The organism is Paenarthrobacter sp. E2MeOHC11 (genome assembly GCF_058744955.1).
In genome coordinates this window covers 403600-423955 of the sequence record NZ_CP196673.1, presented here as the reverse complement: position 1 = coordinate 423955, position 20356 = coordinate 403600, and the positions used below count along the sequence as shown (strand labels likewise).

19 protein-coding genes are annotated in these 20356 nt (G+C 63.2%); 8 read left to right on the top strand and 11 right to left on the bottom strand.

The window, feature by feature from the left end; all coding sequences use genetic code 11:
• Window positions 1-26 precede the first annotated feature (26 nt).
• The 5 genes from ACSSVG_RS01945 to ACSSVG_RS01925 are packed head-to-tail and all read right to left on the bottom strand — an operon-like array spanning window position 27 to window position 5434.
• The gene (locus ACSSVG_RS01945) at window positions 27-1031 is read right to left on the bottom strand and encodes a sugar phosphate isomerase/epimerase family protein (RefSeq protein WP_492417005.1); all 1005 of its coding nucleotides are present in this window, start codon (window positions 1029-1031) and stop codon (window positions 27-29) included.
• Window positions 1028-2251, bottom strand: a complete 1224-nt coding sequence (locus ACSSVG_RS01940) for a Gfo/Idh/MocA family protein (RefSeq protein WP_492417003.1) — start codon at window positions 2249-2251, stop codon at window positions 1028-1030. The genes ACSSVG_RS01945 and ACSSVG_RS01940 overlap by 4 nt, the downstream gene beginning before the upstream one ends.
• A gap of 27 nt (window positions 2252-2278) precedes the next feature.
• Complete coding sequence (locus ACSSVG_RS01935) at window positions 2279-3178, bottom strand: carbohydrate ABC transporter permease (protein WP_231341566.1); 900 nt, start codon at window positions 3176-3178, stop codon at window positions 2279-2281.
• Window positions 3178-4110 (bottom strand): carbohydrate ABC transporter permease, encoded by a 933-nt coding sequence (locus ACSSVG_RS01930; RefSeq protein WP_231341565.1) that lies wholly within the window; start codon window positions 4108-4110, stop codon window positions 3178-3180. The genes ACSSVG_RS01935 and ACSSVG_RS01930 overlap by 1 nt, the downstream gene beginning before the upstream one ends.
• A 4-nt stretch (window positions 4111-4114) precedes the next feature.
• Window positions 4115-5434, bottom strand: a complete 1320-nt coding sequence (locus ACSSVG_RS01925) for an extracellular solute-binding protein (protein ID WP_492417000.1) — start codon at window positions 5432-5434, stop codon at window positions 4115-4117.
• Window positions 5435-5717: 283 nt separating this feature from the next.
• On the opposite strand from ACSSVG_RS01925, the gene ACSSVG_RS01920 reads away from it, so the two are divergent.
• On the top strand, window positions 5718-6785 hold the full coding sequence (locus ACSSVG_RS01920) for a LacI family DNA-binding transcriptional regulator (protein ID WP_231341563.1): 1068 nt from the start codon (window positions 5718-5720) through the stop codon (window positions 6783-6785).
• On the opposite strand, the gene ACSSVG_RS01915 is transcribed toward ACSSVG_RS01920, so the two are convergent.
• The gene (locus tag ACSSVG_RS01915) at window positions 6757-8217 is read right to left on the bottom strand and encodes a lipase maturation factor family protein (RefSeq protein ID WP_492419112.1); all 1461 of its coding nucleotides are present in this window, start codon (window positions 8215-8217) and stop codon (window positions 6757-6759) included. The two genes, ACSSVG_RS01920 and ACSSVG_RS01915, sit on opposite strands and share 29 nt — an antisense overlap.
• Before the next feature lie 105 nt (window positions 8218-8322).
• On the opposite strand from ACSSVG_RS01915, the gene dxr reads away from it, so the two are divergent.
• The 5 genes from dxr to ACSSVG_RS01890 all read left to right on the top strand — a co-directional run bounded on the left by dxr (window position 8323) and on the right by ACSSVG_RS01890 (window position 13284).
• Window positions 8323-9507 carry a 1-deoxy-D-xylulose-5-phosphate reductoisomerase gene (gene dxr, locus ACSSVG_RS01910; protein ID WP_492416998.1) on the top strand — a complete coding sequence of 395 codons (1185 nt, stop codon included), beginning with the start codon at window positions 8323-8325 and terminating at the stop codon, window positions 9505-9507.
• A gap of 33 nt (window positions 9508-9540) precedes the next feature.
• Entirely contained in the window at window positions 9541-10872 is a 1332-nt protein-coding gene (locus tag ACSSVG_RS01905) for a M50 family metallopeptidase (RefSeq protein WP_231341561.1), read from the top strand.
• A 64-nt stretch (window positions 10873-10936) separates the two neighbouring features.
• A complete protein-coding gene (locus ACSSVG_RS01900) occupies window positions 10937-11230 on the top strand; it encodes a YciI family protein (protein ID WP_159707390.1) in 294 nt (97 codons plus the stop codon).
• A gap of 46 nt (window positions 11231-11276) precedes the next feature.
• A complete protein-coding gene (ispG, locus tag ACSSVG_RS01895) occupies window positions 11277-12443 on the top strand; it encodes a flavodoxin-dependent (E)-4-hydroxy-3-methylbut-2-enyl-diphosphate synthase (RefSeq protein ID WP_011774258.1) in 1167 nt (388 codons plus the stop codon).
• Entirely contained in the window at window positions 12406-13284 is an 879-nt protein-coding gene (locus tag ACSSVG_RS01890; RefSeq protein WP_253469217.1) for a GNAT family N-acetyltransferase, read from the top strand. Before ispG ends, ACSSVG_RS01890 begins: the two co-directional genes overlap by 38 nt.
• On the opposite strand, the gene ACSSVG_RS01885 is transcribed toward ACSSVG_RS01890, so the two are convergent.
• Genes ACSSVG_RS01885 through ACSSVG_RS01875 form a run of 3 tightly spaced genes read right to left on the bottom strand, consistent with a single transcriptional unit; the run spans window position 13281 to window position 15405 of the window.
• Complete coding sequence (locus ACSSVG_RS01885; RefSeq protein WP_492416995.1) at window positions 13281-13910, bottom strand: TetR/AcrR family transcriptional regulator; 630 nt, start codon at window positions 13908-13910, stop codon at window positions 13281-13283. The two genes, ACSSVG_RS01890 and ACSSVG_RS01885, sit on opposite strands and share 4 nt — an antisense overlap.
• On the bottom strand, window positions 13907-14650 hold the full coding sequence (locus ACSSVG_RS01880) for an ABC transporter permease (RefSeq protein ID WP_231341580.1): 744 nt from the start codon (window positions 14648-14650) through the stop codon (window positions 13907-13909). Before ACSSVG_RS01880 ends, ACSSVG_RS01885 begins: the two co-directional genes overlap by 4 nt.
• Before the next feature lie 8 nt (window positions 14651-14658).
• Window positions 14659-15405: an ABC transporter ATP-binding protein gene (locus tag ACSSVG_RS01875; RefSeq protein ID WP_253467562.1), complete on the bottom strand. Its 747-nt coding sequence runs from the start codon at window positions 15403-15405 to the stop codon at window positions 14659-14661.
• Window positions 15406-15908: 503 nt separating this feature from the next.
• Between ACSSVG_RS01875 and ACSSVG_RS01870 the strand changes: the two genes are divergently transcribed.
• Together ACSSVG_RS01870 and ACSSVG_RS01865 are read left to right on the top strand one after the other, a co-directional pair.
• Complete coding sequence (locus tag ACSSVG_RS01870) at window positions 15909-17720, top strand: proline--tRNA ligase (protein WP_492416993.1); 1812 nt, start codon at window positions 15909-15911, stop codon at window positions 17718-17720.
• Window positions 17717-18514 carry a sulfite exporter TauE/SafE family protein gene (locus tag ACSSVG_RS01865; RefSeq protein WP_492416991.1) on the top strand — a complete coding sequence of 266 codons (798 nt, stop codon included), beginning with the start codon at window positions 17717-17719 and terminating at the stop codon, window positions 18512-18514. The genes ACSSVG_RS01870 and ACSSVG_RS01865 overlap by 4 nt, the downstream gene beginning before the upstream one ends.
• Window positions 18515-18528: 14 nt before the next feature.
• Here ACSSVG_RS01865 and ACSSVG_RS01860 read toward each other — a convergent pair whose 3' ends face one another.
• Both ACSSVG_RS01860 and ACSSVG_RS01855 read right to left on the bottom strand, forming a co-directional pair.
• The gene (locus tag ACSSVG_RS01860; RefSeq protein WP_492416989.1) at window positions 18529-19305 is read right to left on the bottom strand and encodes an aspartate dehydrogenase domain-containing protein; all 777 of its coding nucleotides are present in this window, start codon (window positions 19303-19305) and stop codon (window positions 18529-18531) included.
• 3 nt (window positions 19306-19308) lie between these two features.
• Window positions 19309-20331 carry an aminoglycoside phosphotransferase family protein gene (locus tag ACSSVG_RS01855; RefSeq protein ID WP_492416987.1) on the bottom strand — a complete coding sequence of 341 codons (1023 nt, stop codon included), beginning with the start codon at window positions 20329-20331 and terminating at the stop codon, window positions 19309-19311.
• Window positions 20332-20356 lie beyond the last annotated feature (25 nt).

The window sequence follows — 20356 nt, the reverse complement described above, 5'->3', positions numbered from 1 at the left end:
TTCGTTGGAGTCAGGGTTTGCTGCGATCAGCGCGTTGAAAAAGCGGCATCAAAAGCAGTTGCCGGGGGACGGATGGCGGCCAGCTTGCGGACCATGTCCAATGCCTGGGGTGCGCCGACCAGCCGGTCCATGCCGGCATCCTCCCACTCGATGCTGGTGGGTCCTTCATAGCCAATGGCGTTCAGCGTGCGAAAGATCGGCTCCCAGTTCACATCTCCGTGGCCGGCTGTGACGAAGTCCCAACCTCGCCGCGGATCAGCCCACGGCAAATGGGAGCCGAGCCGGCCGTTGCGCCCATTGAGCTGCCGGACGGATTCCTTCACATGGACATGGAAGATCTTGTCCGCGAAGTCCTGGAGGAACATCACCGGATCCAGGTCCTGCCAGATGAAATGGGAGGGATCGAAGTTCAGGCCAAAGACTTCCCGATGGCCGATCACCTCCAGCGTGCGCTTGGCAGTCCAGTAGTCGTAAGCAATCTCTGAAGGGTGGACCTCAAGCGCAAAACGGACCCCCACGTCGTCGAACACGTCCATGATGGGATTCCAGCGGTCGGCAAAGTCCTGGTATCCGCGCTCGATCATGGCGTCCGAGGCCGGCGGGAACATCGCAACGCATTTCCAAATGGAGGATCCCGTGAAGCCCGTGACGGTCTTGACCCCAAGCCTGGCAGCTGCCCGGGCGGTGACCTTCATTGCTTCGGCGGCCCGCTGCCTCACGCCTTCCGGTTCGCCATCGCCCCACACTTCCGGGGCAAGGATGTCCCTGTGCCGCTCATCGATGGGGTCATCGCACACGGCCTGCCCGGTGAGGTGGTTGGCGATGGCGTGGACGCTGAGGTGATGCTTTGCCAGGATGTCCAGCTTGGCTTGCAAATAGGCGTCGTCTTCCACAATGCGCTGCGGATCCAGATGGTCGCCCCAACAGGCGATCTCCAAGCCGTCGAACCCCCACTCTCCGGCGAGCCGTGCCACTTCTTCAAACGGCAAATCGGCCCACTGTCCGGTGAAGAGGGTGATGGGTCGGGTCATGATGCTTCCTTGTCGACGTTCTGCCAGCGGCTTGAGTCGTCCGCGCTCGCCTCGACGGCGGCCAGGACCTTTTGCACCTGCAAAGCATCAGCGAACGACGGCGAGGGCTGCTCGCCTGCGCCGATGGCATTGACGAGGTCCACCACCTGGTGCGTGAAGCCGTGTTCATAGCCAAGGCCGTGCCCGGTGGGCCACCAGTTGGCGGTGTAGGGATGGGACGGTTCGGTGACCATGATCTTCCGGAAGCCTGCGTCGGGTTCCAAGGCCGCATCGTAGTACTGGAGGGAGTTCATGTCCTCGAAATCGAAGGCGATGGATCCCTTGGTGCCATTGAGTTCCAGGCGCATGGCGTTCTTGCGTCCGAGCGCAAAACGGGTGGCTTCGAAGATGCCGATGGGGCCGGAAGGAGCCCCGGCGCCAGCGCCGACGTCATGCCGTGCTTCAAAGCGGGCGGTGAACAGAGCGGCGTCGTCCACGGTCACCGGACCTCGCGGCCCGTCCGAACCGCCGTGGCCGCCAAGCCCCACGAAGTCGCCGCCCACAGGGCGTTCCTTCACGAAGGTCTCCAGCAGGGCCGAGACACCAGTGATGTTGAGGCCCGTGATCCATTGGGCGGCATCGATGCTGTGTGCACCGATATCTCCCAGTGAACCGGACCCGGACTTGGACTTGTCCAACCTCCAGGTCAGGGGAGCGTCGGCGTCGCTGAGCCAGTCCTGCAAGTACTGGGCGCGGACGTGCCTGATGTCGCCCAAACGGCCGTCGTCCACCATCCGCTTTGCCAGGGCCAGTGCAGGGGTGCGTCGATAGCTGAAGCCGCACATTGACAGCACACCGCGCTCGGCCGCAGCCTGTGCCACAACGGTCATCTTCTCCGCTTCTTCCACGGAGTTGGCCAAGGGTTTCTCGCACAGGACATGCTTGCCTGCCTCGAGGGCGGCAATGGCGATCTCCGCGTGGGTATTGCCCGGAGTGCAGATATCGATGAGGTCGATGTCGTCGCGCTCGATCAAGCGGCGCCAATCGGTCTCTACGGAGGCCCAGCCGTACTTGCCGGCTGCCGACCGTACGCCCTCCGCATTCCTGCCGGCCACGGCCGTGAGTTCAGGGCTGAGGGGCAAGTCGAAGAAGCGCGGTGCCGTCCGCCAGGCGTGTGAGTGTGCCGCGCCCATGAACGCGTAGCCCACCATGCCAACCCGCAGGGGTTTCGGTTCCGTCATGAGGAGTTCCTTTCTGCTGGAAACCAGTTACTTGCTGAATCCGGCCGTCAAACCGCTGAGCAACTGCCGGCGGGCCACCACATAAACCACCAGCAGGGGGAGCGTGGCCAATACGACCGAGGCAAGCACCGCCGGAATATTGACGCTGAACTCGCCCTGGAAGGTCCACAGTGACAGCGGTAGTACCCGGGTTTCCGGGCTTTGCGTGAGGATCAGCGGGAACAGGAATCCGTTCCACACATGCAGTGCGTTGTAGATGCCAACCGTGATGACAGCGGGCTTGGTCATGGGCAGCGCGAGGCGCCACATCATGGCCCAGTCCGAGCAACCGTCCAGCCGCATCGACTCGAACAACTCGTTGGGAACATCCCGCATGAAGTTGGACAGGATGAGTACGGAGACCGGGATCGCGAAGGCGATGGACGGCAGGATCAAGGCCAGCAAGGTGTCATACATGTGGGCCTTGGTGATCATCCAATAGATGGGGATGATCGTGGCGTGCAGGGGGATGGCCAGGCCCAGCAGGAACACATTGTTGGTCCAGCTGAGGAACCTGCCCTTCCCTCGAACGATCGCGTAGGCCGCCATGAACGCGACGAAAAGCGCCGGAACCACACTGCCCACCGTCACGATGAGGCTGTTGGCGAAGTACCTGGCGAAGTCGTTCTCCAGGACAAGCTTGTAGTTGTCCAGTGTCGGCTCTGCCGGTGGCAACATCGGGTTGGATGTGAAGAAACCTGCCTGGTTCTTCAGGCTGGTGATCACCACGTAGTAGACGGGCACGATGATGATCGCCAACCAGAGCCAGCCGCCCAGGCCGCCCAGGAAGTTGGGCCGCGAGCGGCCGGTCTTGAGGGGCCGACGGCGGGTGGCCACCGGCGCCGGAAGCGGAGCCGGTGCTGTGGGGAGTTGGGTAGTGGAAGCCATTACGCACCTTCCAATTGGCTGGCGTTGCGGTTCTTGCCGCCGAGTCGTTGAAGGAAGAGGGCCAAGGCCAATCCGATGACCACCAGGATCACTCCCAAGGCGCTCGCCGCTCCCATGTCGTTGGCTTTGAAGCCGGTGAGGTACATGTGCAGCGGAAGCAACCTGGTGGAGTAGCCCGGGCCGCCGGCTGTGAGCACGAAGATCAGGTCGAAGTACGCCAGGGATCCCACCACCATGAGGGTGGAGGAAGTGATCATGGTGTATTTGAGCTGCGGCAACGTGATGTTAAAGAACTGCTGGATACGTCCGGCGCCGTCGATTTGCGCCGCCTCATACAGCGAGGTGGGAATCTGCCGCACGCCACCTTGATAGATCAGCGTGTGGAACGGCACGAACTGCCATGCGATCACGAAGACCACCACGAACAGTACGAGGTCGGAGTTACCCAGCCAGTCCTGCGCAAGGAACGGCAGCCCCAGGCCAGGGCCGAGTCCGAAGTTCGGATCCAGCAGGGCCTTGAACGCGATGGCCACGGCGGCCGAGGACAACAGCAGCGGTACGAAGTAGAGCACGGCCAAGGCTGCCCGGTACTTCTGGCTGGCAGCGGTGAAGACACCGAGCAACAGGCTGATGGGTGCCTGGACGATGAAGGAGAAGAACATGATCTTGGCTGTCACCAACAGCGCGTTGCCTGTGACGGGATCGGCCAGGACCGTGTTCCAGCTGGAGAGTCCGTCCAGTTTGATCTCACCAAGTCCGTCCCAGCGGGTGAAGCTGAGGAAAAGGACTCCCAGCAACGGGAGGATGGCGAAGAGCATGAAGAACGCGAGGGCCGGGGCCGCCAGCCAGCCCGACGGACCCTTTTCCAGGGTTCGTCGGGACGGCTGATCCCGCCGGGACAACTGCTCCCGGGTGGTTGTTGTGGTTGACACAGGACTACTTCCCGATCGTCGCGTTCATGGTGGAAGCGAACTGCTCCGGGGTGATCTTCTTCAGGAAGATCTGGTCAAGGTTGGCCAACATCGCATCGCCCTGTGCCGGGGTCAGCGCCTGGTCCCACGAAAGCGTGAAGTCCGGAGCATCCTTGGCCATGCCATAGACGTAGGTCAGGAAGTCCTTGTCGGGGGATGCTGCCAGCTTGTCTTCGATGCCGGTGACCACAGGTACGGCGCCTGAATCGATCAGGCCTTGGACGTTCTCATCATTGAACATTCCGTCCTTGACGTACTCCAGTGCTGTCTTCTTCTGCTCCTCGGTGGCCTTGGAAGACACAGACCAGAAGTTCGACGGGTTGCCTACAACGTTCGCCGGATCACCCTTGCCACCTTCGACGGTGGGGAACGGTGTGTAACCAAGCTTGCCGCTCGAGACGAAGTCGGCTGCGTCCTTCTTCATGCCTTGGTAAATCCAGCTGCCCTGCAGAATCATGGCGGCTTTGCCGGTGTAGAGCAGGGCCTGGTCGGCGTTGCTGTCAGCGGCGATGGAGGAGAAGCCATTGATGAAGCCGCCGGCATCCACAAGTTCCTGGATCTTGGTCAGGGCCTCGATCACGGCGGGATCGGACCAGGCGTCCGGCTTGTTGGCAGCAATATTGGCGAAGACCTCAGGGCCGCCAATACGATCCACCAAGTATTCGAGCCACATCAGGTCGGGCCACTTCGACTGCCCGCCCAAGGAGAACGGTGCCACGCCGGCCTCCTTGAACTTGGGCACGAGGGCCATGAGCTCATCCCAGGTCTTGGGGGCTTCGGCGCCGATCTTGTCGAAGACCTCCTTGTTGTAATAGAGCACAACGGGCTGCACTTTGTTGTTCGGCAGTGCGTAGGTTTTTCCGTCGATGACGCCGCTCTCAAGGATGGATGGGAGGTAGCGGCTCTGGACATCGGGGTTCTCCTTGAGGAAGCCCGTCAAGTCGTCCACTTGGCCGGCGTCGACGTAGGACTTGAGGACGCCGCCGCCCCAGCCGTAGACGAGGGTGGGCCCTTGGCCGGCGCCGACGGCGGTGCGGACCTTGGTCTTGTAGGCATCATTGGCGAAGAAGTCGAGCTTGATGGCTGAGTCCGGGTGCGCTTTGTTCCAGGAGTCCACGGATGCTTGGAACACGGGCTGGTCGCCACCTGTCAGTCCCCACATGGTTGCAGAATCCGCCGAGGCTCCCGTTCCGGCCGGGCCGGAGGACCCACAGGCTGCGAGCGCGATCGAGAGTGCGGCTGCAGAAACGGCCATTCCGGCGGTACGCAACTTAAGGTTTTTCATGTGCAGTTTCCATTCGTCCTTCGGGCTCGACGCTGATGGCCCGGTTGTTCGTGTAAAAAGCCACACTTCGCGATGAGGAGATCGACTGCGATCATCCAAACATGCAGATTTTTCGAAATATTTCGATTGTCCTTTCGGAAGTGCCCACCAAACTTAGCCGTGAGCCGCATCACCGTCAAGGTCCAAGAAGGTCTAATTTCAGGGAATTCGACGTTCCATTGACGAACCTGCTCCACATCAATCACACTGATCTAGTCCGAAATATTTCGAAAACAGGAGCGTTGTGGAACGTCATCTCCGCCCGTCCAAGCTCACCTTGGCCGCAGTTGCCGCCGAGGTGGGTGTCTCGGCGCCCACCGTTTCCAAAGTGGTCAATGGCCGCGAGGACGTGGCAGAAGCCACCCGGGCCAGGGTCTTGGCGGCACTGCAGCGCACCGGCTACAAGTCGCCACTCCAACGCAAGAGCATCCCGGAGCACCGTGCGGTGGAGGTTGTCTTCGATTCCTTGAATTCGGCCTATGGGGTGGAAGTCCTCAACGGGGTAATGGAGCACGCTGCAGTGTCCGAGATGGAGGTCATCCTTTCCATCACCGGGCGTCAGGCAGCTTCGCCGCTGGGACCCGAGGAGCGGGCGCAACGCATGATCGACGAAGGCCGTGCAGGCATGATCGTGGTGACCTCTGCGTTCGGATCTGCCCAGTTGGAGGCGTTCAAGCGTCGCCAGATCCCCATCGTGGTGGTTGATCCACTGAATCCGCCGCCCGCCGACGTCTTCAGCGTTGGCGCCAGCAATTGGGCCGGTGGCAAGGCCGCGGCATCCCACCTGTTGGAGTTGGGGCATCGAAGAATCGCCTATGTTGGCGGCCCCTCGACCGCGGAGTGCAGCCAAGCCCGCTTGCATGGCTACATGGCCGCGCTGATGGCAGGGGGCGTAGCTGTGGACGACGAGTATGTTTCCGCCGGTCCCTTCAAACCGGAAAACGGGGTACGCGCCATGAAGGCCCTGTTGGCGCTCGACGATCCGCCCACCGCCATCTTCGCCGGCAGCGACAGCATCGCCCTTGGCGTCCTGGCTGAAGCGCGCCGTCAGAATGTGCGCATACCCGAGGAGATGAGCCTGGTTGGCTTCGATGGCACACACCAGGCTGAAGAATCCGTACCGCCGCTGACGTCAGTGTCACAGCCGTTGCAGGAGATGGGCCGCTCCGCGCTGAGCTTCATCCTCCGTCAAAAAAACGGCGAGGAGATCGACTCACGCAGGGTGGAACTGGCCACCCATCTGGTCGTCCGCGAGTCCACCGCACCACCGCGGGCGTCGAGCGCTAGGGAAGCTTTCGCCGTCGAAGGTTGAGCTGCATCGGCGGAATGGCGTCATACAGCAGTACCCGCACCCAGCGTTCGCCGGTGTCACGGAACTCCCCGCGGCTGGCAAAACGGTAAAGGTAGCTGCGCGCGCGCACCCACTGCGGGCGTTCGCCGTCGAACGGGTCCTGGCGGAGCAGCGCAAGGGTCGGCTTGTCGGCCTCCAGAAGCTTGTCCAGGAAGGTGTGGAACCAGTCCTCGTGGACAGTTCGCAGGGGCAGGAACCACATCAGCCAATCGAGCCGGAGGTGGTACGGCGCCCATTGCCGTGGGAGTCGCCGGACATCACCAGGTTTGCCCTTGAAGCCGTACTCAAGCCACCGGTCATCAGGAGCATCCGGCTCCTCAGAAGTAGTGCCCTCCACTACGATTTCGATTCGCTGCTTGGTCACCGTGCCGAATGCTCCATAGGCATTGACCAGGCGCCAACGGTTGAAACTGGCATTCATGAGCTGCCGGCTCGAGAACAGGTTCAGGAGTGGGCGGTAGCTCAGCGCCAGCAACAGGATCGTGACGGCCCCGACGACGGCGAGCCACCACGCCGGGGTATCGGCACCCTGGTGCCACTCAAGGGGGATCAAGGGAACAACGGCATGCGCCACCGGATCGCTCACAGCCGCGAAAGCCAGGACGATCGCCGCCCAGTTCAGCCAGGCGAAGTTTCCGGACGCCACCAGCCACAGTTGGGTCACGATGATGATGCCGGCGGCAATGCTGGCCAACGGCTGCGGTGCGAACAGGAAAAAGGGCACCACCAGTTGCGCGAAGTGGTTGCCCACCACCTCCACTTTGTGCAAAGGCGGAGGCAAGAGATGCGCCTGCCTGCTGAGCGGCCCGGGCATGGGCTGAGTCTCATGGTGGTAGAACATCGCCGTCATGTCCCGCCACTCACGGCCGCCGCGAATCTTGATCATGCCCGCACCAAACTCAAGCCTGAACACCAGCCACGCAACCAGGACCAAGATGGTGGTGGGTGGGGGAGTCTGGTCCGAACCAAGGAACGCCACCGTGAATCCGGCTTCGAGGAGCAGGATCTCCCAACCAAAGCCGTAGAACGCCTGGCCGACGTTGACCACCGACATGTAGAGGAACCACAGGGCAAGGAACGCCAGCATGGGCAGCCATGGTGGGCCTGTTTGTGGGAGGCCGACCACCAGGACGGCTGCGACTGCGATACCCGCCCAACACACGGCCTTGAGCAGTGCATCCGAGTATCGCCACCGGAAAAGCGTGGGCCTGGCCAGCCGGCGGGCCATGTCCAGGAAGTCCGGTACGGGCAAGAGGCCGTGCTCCCCGAGCAGAGCGGGGAACTGGTTGAGGGTGGAGAGGAACGCGATCAGGTACAGCGCAGCCGTTCCGCGCTGCAACACTTGCCGGGCGAATTCATAGTCCCGCGCATCAAACCAGGACAGCCACTCCACGGTTCCACGGTACGCGCGGGACATTGGTGGTCAAGCACTCCTGGTTTTTCCACGTGGGAAGCCCTTCCGTTCGCGGCTCTCTGTACTGACTGGGATACTTGAACCATGCAGCCGCGCAAGATCGTCATCCTCGGGTCCACCGGTTCCATCGGCACACAAGCGATTGACGTCGTCGATGCTGCCCCGCACCGTTTCGAGGTGGTGGCGCTCAGCGCCGGCGGAGGGAACCTGGAACTCATCGCCCAGCAGGCGGTCCACACCCGTGCGCAGGCTGTCGGAATTGCGCAGGGGGATCCAGCCACCCTGCGGCAACTGATCGACTCGGCAGCCTCAGCCGCAGGCGAGCGGGACTTCGCGCCGGAGATCTTTGTCGGACCGGACGCATCTACACAGGTCGCCGCCATCGAGTGCGACGTGGTCCTCAACGGCATCACCGGTTCCATTGGCCTGGCGCCCACCCTGGCCGCGCTTGGCACCGGAGCCACGCTGGCGCTGGCCAACAAGGAATCCCTGATCGTCGGTGGGGCGCTGGTGAAAGCGGCCGCCCGCCCCGGCCAGATAGTTCCCGTCGATTCCGAGCATTCCGCCATTGCCCAGTGCCTGCGTTCCGGCACTGGGCAGGAAGTCGAAAAACTGATCCTGACTGCCTCAGGGGGGCCGTTCCGCGGACGCACCCGCGAGCAATTGCACCACGTCACGCCGCGGGAGGCACTGGCGCACCCCACCTGGGACATGGGACTGATGGTCACCACCAACTCCGCCAGCCTGGTCAACAAGGGCCTGGAAGTCATCGAGGCCCACTTGTTGTTTGATGTTCCTTTGGACAGGATCGACGTCGTCGTCCACCCCCAGTCGGTGGTGCATTCCATGGTCCAGTTCGTGGACGGATCCATCATTGCCCAGGCCTCGCCTCCAGACATGCGGCTGCCGATCGCCTTGGGTCTCGCCTGGCCGGAACGGGTCCCGCGCGCCGCCAAGCCGTGCGACTGGAGCAAGGCCACCAGCTGGACCTTCGAGCCCCTGGACACTGTGGCTTTCCCGGCCGTGGACCTCGCCAAGGACGCTGCCAAACAGGGCAGCACTTTCCCTGCAGTGTTCAATGCCGCCAACGAGGAAGCCGTGCAGGCCTTCCACGCCGGCCGCATCCGCTTCACGGACATCGTGGATACCGTGGAGTCCGTCCTCAGTGAACATTCAGGCTCCTCCGAGCTAACGGTGGAGTCCGTGCTGGATGCTGAGAAGTGGGCACGTGCCCGTACCCTCGATCGTTTAGCCAGCAGCGCCCTCTAGCGCACAAACCCTTATGGAAGCAGTCCCACCGGCATGAGTCCCGTCCTTCTCTTCATTCTTGGAGTCGTCTTCGTCGCAATCGGCGTTGCGGTTTCCATCGCGCTGCACGAGGTAGGCCACCTGGTGCCTGCGAAGCTCTTCAAAGTGCGCGTCACCAAGTACATGATCGGCTTCGGGCCAACCCTGTGGTCCAGGAAGAAGGGCGAGACGGAGTACGGCTTCAAAGCCCTGCCGCTGGGCGGCTACGTGTCCATGATTGGCATGTACCCGCCCAACAAGGAAGACGGCGCAGTCCGGCCCTCCAGTACAGGCATGTTCCAGACGCTGGCCACCGAAGCGCGTTCGATGGCTCACGAGGAAGTGGGGCCAGGGGATGAAAACCGCGTCTTCTACAAGCTCCCCGTGTGGAAAAAGATCATCGTCATGCTCGGCGGCCCCGCCATGAACATGGTCATCGGGCTCATCCTGCTGGCTGTCCTGCTCATGGGCTTCGGTACAGCCCAGGCAACCACCACCATCGCGGACGTGTCCAAATGCCAGGTAGCTGCCGGCGAGACGGTGGACCCGGACTCCACGGAATGCAAGCCGACTCCAGCCGCGGCGGCCGGACTGCAACCCAATGACACCATCACCTCATTCGACGGAAAGCCCGTCACTAATTGGGAGGAACTGACCGGGTGGATCCGTGCCTCTGCAGGCAAGGATGTCCCCATCAAAGTCATGCGCAACGGCGCTGAGGTTTCCGCGACCGTGACGCCTGTGCTCTCATCGCGTCCCGTTGTCGGTTCCGATGGCCGCCAGGAACAGGATGCCAACGGGGTACTGAAGTACCAAGAAGTCGGGTTCCTCGGAATTGGCGCCCAAAGCGCATTGGTTCCACAACCGGCGTCGGCCGTCCTGCCCATGGCGGGGGAGAACATCAAGCAGATTTCCGGTGTGATCTTCAACCTGCCCGCCAGGGTGGTGGGGGTGGCGAAAGCTGCCTTCAGCGAGGAGCCCCGCGACCCGAACGGTCCCATCAGCGTGGTGGGTGTAGGCAGGGTTGCCGGCGAAGTCGCGGCCATGGAACAGGTGCCGTTGCAGGCACGTATCGGAACCCTCATCGGACTGCTTGCAGGACTGAACTTCGCGTTGGCCATCTTCAACCTCATTCCGCTGCTTCCGCTCGACGGCGGTCACGTGGCCGGCGCGCTGTACGAAGGAGCACGCCGCCAGGTGGCCAGATTGCGGGGCAAGCCGGACCCCGGATCGTTCGACATCGCGAAACTGTTGCCGGTCACCTACGTGGTAGCTGCCCTGCTCATGGCAATGGGCGCCTTGTTGATCTACGCGGACATCGTGAAGCCCGTGAACATCTTCGGCTGACCTGTGCATATTTTCGGGTCAGCTGTGAACTTTTTCTGCGCAGCTGGCGGGATAGGCTAGCTCCATGACTGTTTTCGCTGTTGAGTACGTATATGTCGCCGATTCCGGTGCCCTTCGCGACGAAGCCCGCCCAGCACACCGTGCCTGGCTCGGCGAACTGGCCGAGGAAGGCAAGTTGCTTGCCAGCGGCCCCTACGGTGACGGTGCCGGCGCGCTGCTCATCTTCAAGTCCGCAGACGAAGCCGGGCTCAATGACCTCCTCAAGCAGGATCCGTTTGCTGAAGCCGGAGTTATCGCCGGCATCCGCACCACGGAATGGGCCCCCATCATCGGTGTCCTGGCTGCCCACGCGTCCTAACCCGCGTTCTTCACCACAACGATCCACCCCAATCCAAGGAGTCCACGTGACCTCGGTCAGCCTGGGAATGCCAGCAGCCCCACCCCCCGTCCTTGCCCCGCGCCGTAAGACGCGGCAGATCAAGGTTGGCTCCGTTGGTGTTGGTTCTGATTCGCCCATCAGCGTTCAGTCCATGACCACCACGCCCACCACGGACATCAACGCCACGCTTCAGCAGATCGCTGAACTGACCGCGTCCGGCTGCGACATCGTGCGTGTTGCCTGCCCCTCCGCGGATGATGCCGAGGCTTTGCCCATCATTGCCCGCAAGTCCCAGATCCCCGTGATTGCAGATATCCACTTCCAGCCGAAGTACGTCTTCGCCGCCATTGAGGCCGGATGCGCGGCAGTTCGGGTGAACCCGGGCAACATCCGCAAGTTCGATGACCAGGTCAAGGAAATCGCAGCAGCGGCCCGGGACCACGGCACGTCCATCCGGATCGGCGTCAACGCCGGATCCCTTGAGCCGGGCATCATGAAGAAGTACGGCAAGGCCACCCCGGAAGCGCTGGTTGAATCCGCCGTCTGGGAAGCCTCGCTGTTCGAAGAGCACGGTTTCCACGACTTCAAAATCTCCGTCAAGCACAATGACCCGGTCATCATGGTGGCCGCTTACGAGATGTTGGCTGAGAAAGGCGACTGGCCCCTGCACCTCGGTGTGACTGAAGCCGGGCCGGCGTTCCAGGGCACCATCAAGTCCGCCACTGCGTTCGGTGCGCTGCTGTCCAGGGGCATCGGCGACACCATCCGTGTTTCCCTCTCGGCGCCGCCAGTGGAGGAAATCAAGGTGGGCAACCAGATCCTGCAGTCCCTGAACCTGCGCCCCCGCAAGCTCGAAATCGTGTCCTGCCCATCCTGTGGCCGGGCCCAGGTGGATGTGTACACGCTGGCAGAGCAAGTAACTGCCGGTCTGGAAGGCATGGAGATTCCGCTGCGCGTCGCCGTCATGGGCTGCGTAGTTAACGGGCCCGGTGAAGCCCGCGAAGCGGACCTCGGTGTGGCTTCCGGAAACGGCAAGGGCCAGATTTTCGTGAAGGGCGAAGTCATCAAGACTGTTCCTGAAAGCGAAATTGTTGAGACACTGATCGAAGAGGCCATGCGCATCGCCGAAGAGATGGGGGAGGCCGATGGCGAAGATGCTGTCAAGGGTAGCCCCGTGGTTAGCGTCTCGTAACGAGAACGGCTTGGGAGTCAGGGTGCTCGGCAACGCCGACACCCTGGCTCTTCGCGCCCTGGCAAGCGAAGACGTCGTGGCCAACGTCTTCATACTGGCGCACTTGGACAGTACCGGCACGGCGGCGCCCACCAGCGGGGGCGCCAGTGTTTTCGGCGTGTTCGACGACGACAGGCTCCTTGGCGCCTGCTGGGCCGGAGCCAATCTGGTTCCCGTGCAACTCGATCCGGAATTGGCAGGCTATATAGCCACGGCAGCCCACCAAACAGGACGCCGCTACGCTTCCATTTTTGGTCCAGCCGATACGGTGCTGGCGCTCTACTCCCGGTTCGAGCAACTGGGCCACACAGCCCACGAGGTCCGTTCCCACCAGCCCTTGCTCACTCTTTCGGGCGGCCCGGCCATCGGCGCAAACCCGGCCCTGACTTTTGGCACCATGACGGACTTCGACCGCATCCTTCCAGCATGCGCGGCGATGTTCGAGGAAGAAGTGGGCTACTCACCCTTCCTTGGCGGCCAGGAGTTCTACAGCAGGCGGGTCGCCGGCCTCATTCGGCAAGGCCATTCGCTGGTCCACATCGACGCCGGAGGCACTGTGGTCTTCAAAGCCGAACTTGGTGCTGTCACAGCCGACGTGACCCAGGTCCAGGGCGTGTGGATGAATCCGGAACTCCGGGGGCGCGGCCAGAGCGCCGGCTACATGGCCGCCGTCGTGAATCTTTCCAAGACCTTTGCTCCCGTGACGAGCCTGTACGTCAACGACTACAACGCCAAAGCCCGTGCCACCTATGACAGGGTTGGCTTTGAGCAGGCAGGCACGTTCGCGACAGTCCTGTTCTAGCCCCGACTGTGGCCTACATGGGGGGAGTCCAGGTCCCCTGTCAGGTAGCGCTGGATGTTCGGGGCCACCCAACGGACAACGTCCTCTTGGGTGGCGGATGCCAAGGGCTCAAGGCGGACCACGTACCGGGCCAGCATCAACCCCATCACCTGTGTCGCAACAAGATTGCCTCGAAGCCGCACCTCTCCTGCAGGGCCCGGGACTCCGGCCATCACCCGCGACAGGATGGTCCGGTTCACCATTTCCCTCAGCAGGGCCGTCTTGGCTTTGGACCCGATGGTCCCTCGAACAAAAGCCACCAGGCTGTGCTGGGCAGGGCTCTCCCAGAGGTGCAGGACCGCCCGGACAATCGCTTCCGCCCTCAGGGACGGGTCCGTGCTTTCGACGCCGACCACCACCTGGGCAGGGTCGGCGGGCAATTCAACGCATAAGGCAAAAAGCTCGTCCTTGCCCTTGAAGAAGTGGTGCACCATGGCGGGATCGACGGCGGCCTCACGGGCAACCTGCCGCAAACTTGTCCCTTCGAACCCGTGTTCCGCGAACAATTTCCGTGCCGCCGCAAGGATGGCCTGACGGGAATGGTCGCCCGCGCTGCGGCGACCACGCCGAATCTGGGGAAGGCTCATCGGGTTTGCCGCCGCAGCGTCAGCGATGCCAGGACCAGCACTCCTACGACGATCACGCCCATCACCAGGACGTCCTGCCACATCGAGGCCGTCGCTTCGGCATTCCCGGCGATTTCCTTCAACGCATCCACGGAGAACGTCAGCGGCAGGACGCTTGAGATCGTCTCCAGGACGTCATTCATCCCGTCGCGGGCAACGAACAGCCCGCACAGCAGGATCTGTGGCACCACCACGACCGGCATGAACTGCACGGCCTGGAATTCAGTGCGCGCAAAAGCCGAGCACAGCAGCCCAAGGGCGACACCCAGGACGCCATTGATGACAGCGACCATCACCACGAATCCCGGACTTCCCTTGATGTCCAGGTCGAAGACCCAATAGGCGACGGCCGTCGCCACCAGGGACTGCAGAGCGGCCATGATCGAAAAGGCCAGGGCGTAGCCGAAGAGGAGATCTGCCTTGTGGATGGGCGTGGTCAGGAGCCGCTCCAAGGTCCCGGATGTCCGCTCGCGGAGCATGGTGATGGAGGTGACCAGGAACATCACCACGAACGGGAAGATGGCCAGCATCATCAGGCCCACGCGGTCAAAGGTGCGGGGGATCCCCGGAGGCAGGGCCTCGTTGTCGAAGAGGAAGTACACGGCCGCCAGCAGCAGGGCCGGAACCACCAGGATCAGCCCTACGCTGCGGTGATCGTGCCTCAGTTGGCCAAGAACGCGGGCGGCCGTGGCGAGGGTCATACGCAGGTTCACGATGCCACCTGGCTTTCACTGCCGTGGTCGGCGGCTTTGATGATGGTCAGGAAGGCCCGCTCAAGGTCATCGCTGCGGCCGCGCTCAGCCAACTCCGATGGGCTGAGTTGCGCCAGGAGCAAACCGTCACGCAGCAGGAGAAGGGAGGAACAATGGGAGGCTTCCTCCATCACATGGCTGGACACCAGCAGCGTGGTGCCGGCAGCAGCCATTGCGGCGAAACGTTCCCACAGTTCTGCGCGAAGTACGGGATCGAGCCCCACAGTGGGCTCGTCCAGGACCAATAGCCTTGGGCGGGACACCAGTGCGCATGCCAACGACACCCGGCTGAACTGCCCGCCGGACAAATCTGCGGCTTTTTTCCGGGCGAGTGATGAGAGCCCGACGGCGGCAATCGCCTCGGCGGTGTCGGCCGTCGTCGCGCCGTGCATGGCGCCAAAGTACCTGACATTGGCTTCGACGCTGAGGTCCGGATAGACGCTGGCGCCCTGGGTGACGTATCCGACGTCGTGCCTGAGTGTCGGGCTGCCCGCAGGCAGGCCGAGAACGGACAAGGTTCCCCGGGTGATCCGCTGGACGCCGACAATTGCGCGCATGAGCGTTGTCTTGCCGCTGCCCGAAGGGCCGAGCAATCCGGTGATCCGGCCGGAATCAACGGTGAAATCAAGTCCGCGGAGGATTTTTGTCCGCGAACGGGAGACGTGAAGTTTGTCCGCTTCGATGGCCGCTGGAACGGGTGACATACGGGCCTCCCAGGGCTCCATTAATTCACCAAATGATGAAATAAAAGTAGATCCACACCCCGCAAGGGTCAAGGGTGGCGGCAACGCCGGGTAGCCCCAATCCTTGAAAATGTGTCTGCGATCACATAGGTTCTACCCAAGCCGTGTCGTTGGGGTGCGGGTGGCAACAGGGGGAAATCATGATCAAGACCTTGAAGGGCGCCATAAGCGCTTCGGCCATCCGAAAGCTCGGCAGTGACCAATGCTTCCCAGTCGCAGGCGATCCCGTTCCGCTGGAGGGAACGGCGATCTAGTCCCCGGACAGAGTCTGCGGCCGGCCGGCCGCTGAGCCACGCCATCGCAGGATGACCAGCCCATTGCGGCCAGGGGCTTCCACACGCGACGGCGTGGCTCTTCTGTGTCCGGCGCACGGCCAAGCGGCCATTCAAGCGGCAAGGCGCTGAACCGGTAGATTAGTAGGCAGTTGTTTTTGCCACATCTGCCATAGAAACGGATACGTACCCGTGGTCCTTCGCCTTTCCCAGTTGTTCCTGCGCACCTTGCGTGAAGATCCCGTCGATGCCGAGGTCGCCAGCCACAAGCTCCTGGTACGCGCCGGGTACATCCGCCGCGCAGCCCCGGGCATTTACACCTGGCTCCCGTTGGGCCTGAGTGTCCTGCGCAAGGTGGAGGAGATCATCCGCCAGGAAATGTCTGCCATAGGCGCCCAGGAAGTCCACTTCCCGGCGCTGCTCCCGCGCGAACCCTACGAGGCCACCAACCGCTGGACCGAGTACGGCGAGGGCCTGTTCCGCCTCCAGGACCGCAAGGGTGCGGACTACCTCCTTGCTCCGACGCACGAGGAAATGTTCACTCTCCTGGTGAAGGATCTGTACTCCTCGTACAAGGACCTGCCCCTGAGCCTTTACCAGATCCAGAACAAGTACCGCGATGAAGCACGCCCCCGGGCAGGCCTCCTCCGCGGCCGCGAGTTCATCATGAAGGACTCCTATTCCTTCGACGTTGACGACGCCGGCTTGGATGCCAGCTACGCCGCGCACCGTGCCGCGTACCTGAAGATCTTTGCGCGGCTGGGCCTGGAGGTCATTCCGGTGGCGGCAACGGCCGGTGCCATGGGTGGTTCCAAGAGTGAGGAATTCCTGTTCCCCACCGAGATCGGCGAGGACACCTTCGTCCGCTCGGCCGGCGGCTACTACGCCAACGTCGAGGCCGTGACCACCGTTGTTCCCGACGAGATCGACTTCACCAACGCGCCGGCAGCCCAGGTCCTGGATACGCCGAATACGCCCACCATCGATACCCTCGTGGACGCAGCCAACCAGCTGGCTCCGCGCAGTGAGTCCGACGGCGGCCCCTGGGCTGCCGCTGACACGCTCAAGAACGTGGTCCTCGCCGTCACGCTGCCCACCGGTGAGCGCCAGATCGTTGTCATCGGCGTTCCGGGCGACCGCGCCGTGGACCTTAAGCGTGTGGAAGCCAACATCGGTTCCCACCTGCCGATTGCCGGCGAAATTGGCCTCGAGGCTGCCAACGAAGAAGACCTCAAGAAGCTGCCGTGGCTGGTCAAGGGCTACATCGGCCCCGGCCTGTCACTTGACGAGCCTGTCCTTGGCCTTGAAGGTTCCTCCAAGGTGCTCTTCCTGGTGGACCCCCGCGTCGTCTCCGGCACCAGCTGGGTCACCGGCGCCAACGCCGAGGGCAAGCACGTCTTCGGGCTGGTTGCAGGCCGCGACTTCGCGTGGGACGGGGTCATCGAGAGCACCGAAGTGCGTGCCGGCGATCCCGCCCCGGACGGCTCCGGTCCGCTGGAAACCGCCCGTGGCATCGAAATGGGCCACATCTTCCAATTGGGCCGCAAGTACGCTGCCGCATTGGACTTGAAGGTCCTGGACCAGAACGGCAAGCAGGTAGTTGTCACCATGGGTTCCTACGGCGTAGGCGTGACGCGTGCCGTGGCTGCCCTTGCCGAAGCCAACCACGATGACCGTGGCATCGTATGGCCGCGCTCGGTCGCTCCCGCTGATGTCCACGTGGTGGCTGTTGGCCGTGGCGATGAGATCTTCGAGGCCGCTGAGAAACTTTCCGCAGAGTTGGAAGCCGCTGGCCTGGACGTCATTTTCGATGACCGTCCCAAGGTTTCACCCGGCGTGAAGTTCGGCGATGCCGAGCTCGTGGGCGTGCCCACCATCCTGGCCGTCGGCCGGGGATTGGTGGATGGCGTCGTGGAAATCAAGGACCGCCGCAGCGGCGAAGCCGAGAACGTTTCGGTGGACAAGGCCGTGGATTACGTGGTCAACGCCGTACGAAACCGGTGATTTCCGGCTTCGAATCAATCCAGCTCACCACAATCATCCTGATTGTGGTGGCTGGATTCGCCGCCGGCTGGGTTGATGCCGTGGTGGGGGGCGGGGGACTGATTCAGCTCCCCGCCCTGCTGCTGGTGCCGGGCATCACGCCTGTCCAAGCGCTGGCGACCAACAAAATGGGGTCCATATTCGGGACAACCACCAGTGCCGTCACGTATTACCGGCGCGTGGGGCCTGACCTCAGGACCGCGGTTCCCATGGCCGTGATCGCCTTGGCCGGGAGCTTCGGCGGGGCAATCCTTGCGGCCTCCCTGCCGGCCAGTGTGTTCAAGCCGATCATCGTGGTGGCGCTGATCGCCGTCGCCATCTTCACAGCCTTGCGCCCCCGCGCGGGCGAGCTGACAGCCCTTCGCCACGATGGCCACAAGCACTACGTCGTGGCCTGCCTCATCGGCGCTGTGATCGGCTTTTACGACGGCTTGATCGGACCCGGCACCGGCTCGTTCCTGGTGATCGCCCTCGTTTCGGCCATGGGGTATGCCTTCCTTGAAGCCAGTGCCAAGGCGAAGATCGTCAACATGGCCACGAACGCTGGAGCCTTGATCTTTTTCCTCCCGCACGGCTCACTGCTCTGGGGCGTGGGACTCATCCTGGGGCTGGCCAACATGGCCGGCGGCTACTTGGGTGCCCGCACCGCCGTGGCCAAGGGGAGTGGCTTTGTGCGCGTTGTATTCCTGATCGTGGTGGCCGCGTTGATCGTCAAGCTCGGCGTGGATGTCTGGAATGAGAACTTCGCGGCGTAGCCCTCCCGGGTTCGTCAGATAAAACTGCCGCTGGCGTTGGCCAGCGTCTTCAAACCGCGGACGACGGCGTGCGGCACCAAAGCGCTCGACGCCGGGTTGTTGGGGGATGCCTCGTTGGTCACCCGGACATCGAAAGTGCCCAGGCTTGTCTCAGCCAGCACGTGGTGGGCTGTCTGGTGGGCGGCCGGGTCCGCAATGAGCACCGCCTCTACTACGTCCCAGTTGCCCGCTGCCAGGGCAAGTGCCGAGACCACGTTGGTGGATTTGGGGAAGGCTTTGATCAGTTCTTCCGGCCCACCCCGCAGAAGCTCCACCGGCCGGGTGGTTGCGAGGAGCCGTTCCTTGGTTTCACCGTCCATCCACGGCTGCACCAGGGCCGCCGGCAGCTTCCGCGACTCCAGGGTGATGCGGTGAATGGTTCCGCCCGCCCGGGCGGCGGTGATCGCATCCAGTCCTCCCAACGCGCCGGTGGTCAGGAACGTCCGGCCAGGACCGCCGTCGAGCAGTGCTGTACGCAGGGAGCGGTCACACAAAGCACCGATCGAGGTGACCAGCAGGTCCTTGCCGGTTGAGACGGTGCGGGGGCCGAACTCGGCGACAGCGGCAACGCCGGCGCACTCCACCACCACATCAGCGGCTTCCAGGGCATCGTCGAAGCTGAAGCCTGTGCCGGCGTCGCCGTGCGGCACCACTCCGGCGAGCCTGACGCCCGGGGCGGTCCCGGCGTCGAGCAGTTCCACGATCCTCGAACCGATGGCCCCGGATCCAATCAGGGCGACTGTGAGTGCCATGGCCTAGTGCGCCGTCGCGCCGGGATCGGGCAGCTCATGTGCCCTTGGAAGATCATCGAGTGTCCGGCCGGCAAGGGTGCTGGCAACCCACAACGAGCGCGCGAGGTCTCCGCCGTGACGGGGTTTCCCGGCGTACCCCAGGGCGTTGTCCACCTCGCGGGCAATGCTCCACTGCCGGGCAGCCTCCGGATCAAGTCCGGCAGCGAGGCTGAAGTCGTGGCAGCGTTCCCGTAGTGCAGCTTCCGGGTCCGTCCGGGACAGGTCATGGATGCGGTTGCAAAGAATCGGCGCGACGGCGAACTCGGCCTCGCCAACCTGCGGTTGCGGGTCGATGGCCAGGTAATCGCCCCGGCGCGACCGCTGGTCGCTCATGACAGCCAGGATGTTCATGAAGTGGAGGTCCGTGTGCACCAGGACATCCATCCCGGAGCGGCGTCCCACGGCGCCACGCGTCTGGCACACTTCCAGGGCCGCTTCAAGCAGCCATCTGGGGAAAGGCCGGTCCAGGCGTTCCCATTCCGCAGGAAGTTCGTCACTCCACCGTTCGGCAGTTGCGGCAACATGGTCCAAAGCCCGCCATTCGAGCCGGTCATCGGGCGTGATGGAGAGCTGGCGCAAAATGGCACCCCAAGCGTCCCGGGCATCGTCCAGCGCGACGTCCTGGAGCCAATGGGTGGCATCAAGCCGTTCCAGGAGCATGGAGCAGCTGGGAGCATGCGCTGCCAGGAGCCGGGCAGCTCCGTGGCCGTCCCAGAGTGCCAGGGCATGGCGCTCCACCAGGGCTTCGTCGTGTGGGAAAGCGATCTTCAAGGCAGCCTGTGTGCCGTCCTGAAGGACCGGAACCACCAGGGCTCCGTGGCCGTTCCACGGTTCGGCGCCGGGAGCCAGGTCAACTGTGAGCTGCCAGCGATCAATCGCATCGGCGATAAGTCCCGGAAGGCTGGCCAGCCAGTCGCGTCCGGCGGAGTCGCGGTTGTACCGGGCGTGCAGGTCGCCCGGAATGGGAATCATCGCGTGAAGGGTCACGCGATCAGCCTAACTCTGCTGTAAC

Bases quoted from the DNA above. Each gene is read 5' to 3' on its own strand.
- ACSSVG_RS01945 (WP_492417005.1), bottom strand. From the start codon at position 1,031: ATGACCCGACCCATCACCCTCTTCACCGGACAGTGGGCCGATTTGCCG.
- ACSSVG_RS01940 (WP_492417003.1), bottom strand. From the start codon at position 2,251: ATGACGGAACCGAAACCCCTGCGGGTTGGCATGGTGGGCTACGCGTTC.
- ACSSVG_RS01880 (WP_231341580.1), bottom strand. From the start codon at position 14,650: ATGACCCTCGCCACGGCCGCCCGCGTTCTTGGCCAACTGAGGCACGAT.
- ACSSVG_RS01905 (WP_231341561.1), top strand. From the start codon at position 9,541: ATGAGTCCCGTCCTTCTCTTCATTCTTGGAGTCGTCTTCGTCGCAATC.
- ACSSVG_RS01890 (WP_253469217.1), top strand. From the start codon at position 12,406: ATGCTGTCAAGGGTAGCCCCGTGGTTAGCGTCTCGTAACGAGAACGGC.
- ACSSVG_RS01935 (WP_231341566.1), bottom strand. From the start codon at position 3,178: ATGGCTTCCACTACCCAACTCCCCACAGCACCGGCTCCGCTTCCGGCG.
- ACSSVG_RS01875 (WP_253467562.1), bottom strand. From the start codon at position 15,405: ATGTCACCCGTTCCAGCGGCCATCGAAGCGGACAAACTTCACGTCTCC.
- ACSSVG_RS01925 (WP_492417000.1), bottom strand. From the start codon at position 5,434: ATGAAAAACCTTAAGTTGCGTACCGCCGGAATGGCCGTTTCTGCAGCC.
- ACSSVG_RS01900 (WP_159707390.1), top strand. From the start codon at position 10,937: ATGACTGTTTTCGCTGTTGAGTACGTATATGTCGCCGATTCCGGTGCC.
- dxr (WP_492416998.1), top strand. From the start codon at position 8,323: ATGCAGCCGCGCAAGATCGTCATCCTCGGGTCCACCGGTTCCATCGGC.
- ACSSVG_RS01885 (WP_492416995.1), bottom strand. From the start codon at position 13,910: ATGAGCCTTCCCCAGATTCGGCGTGGTCGCCGCAGCGCGGGCGACCAT.
- ACSSVG_RS01860 (WP_492416989.1), bottom strand. From the start codon at position 19,305: ATGGCACTCACAGTCGCCCTGATTGGATCCGGGGCCATCGGTTCGAGG.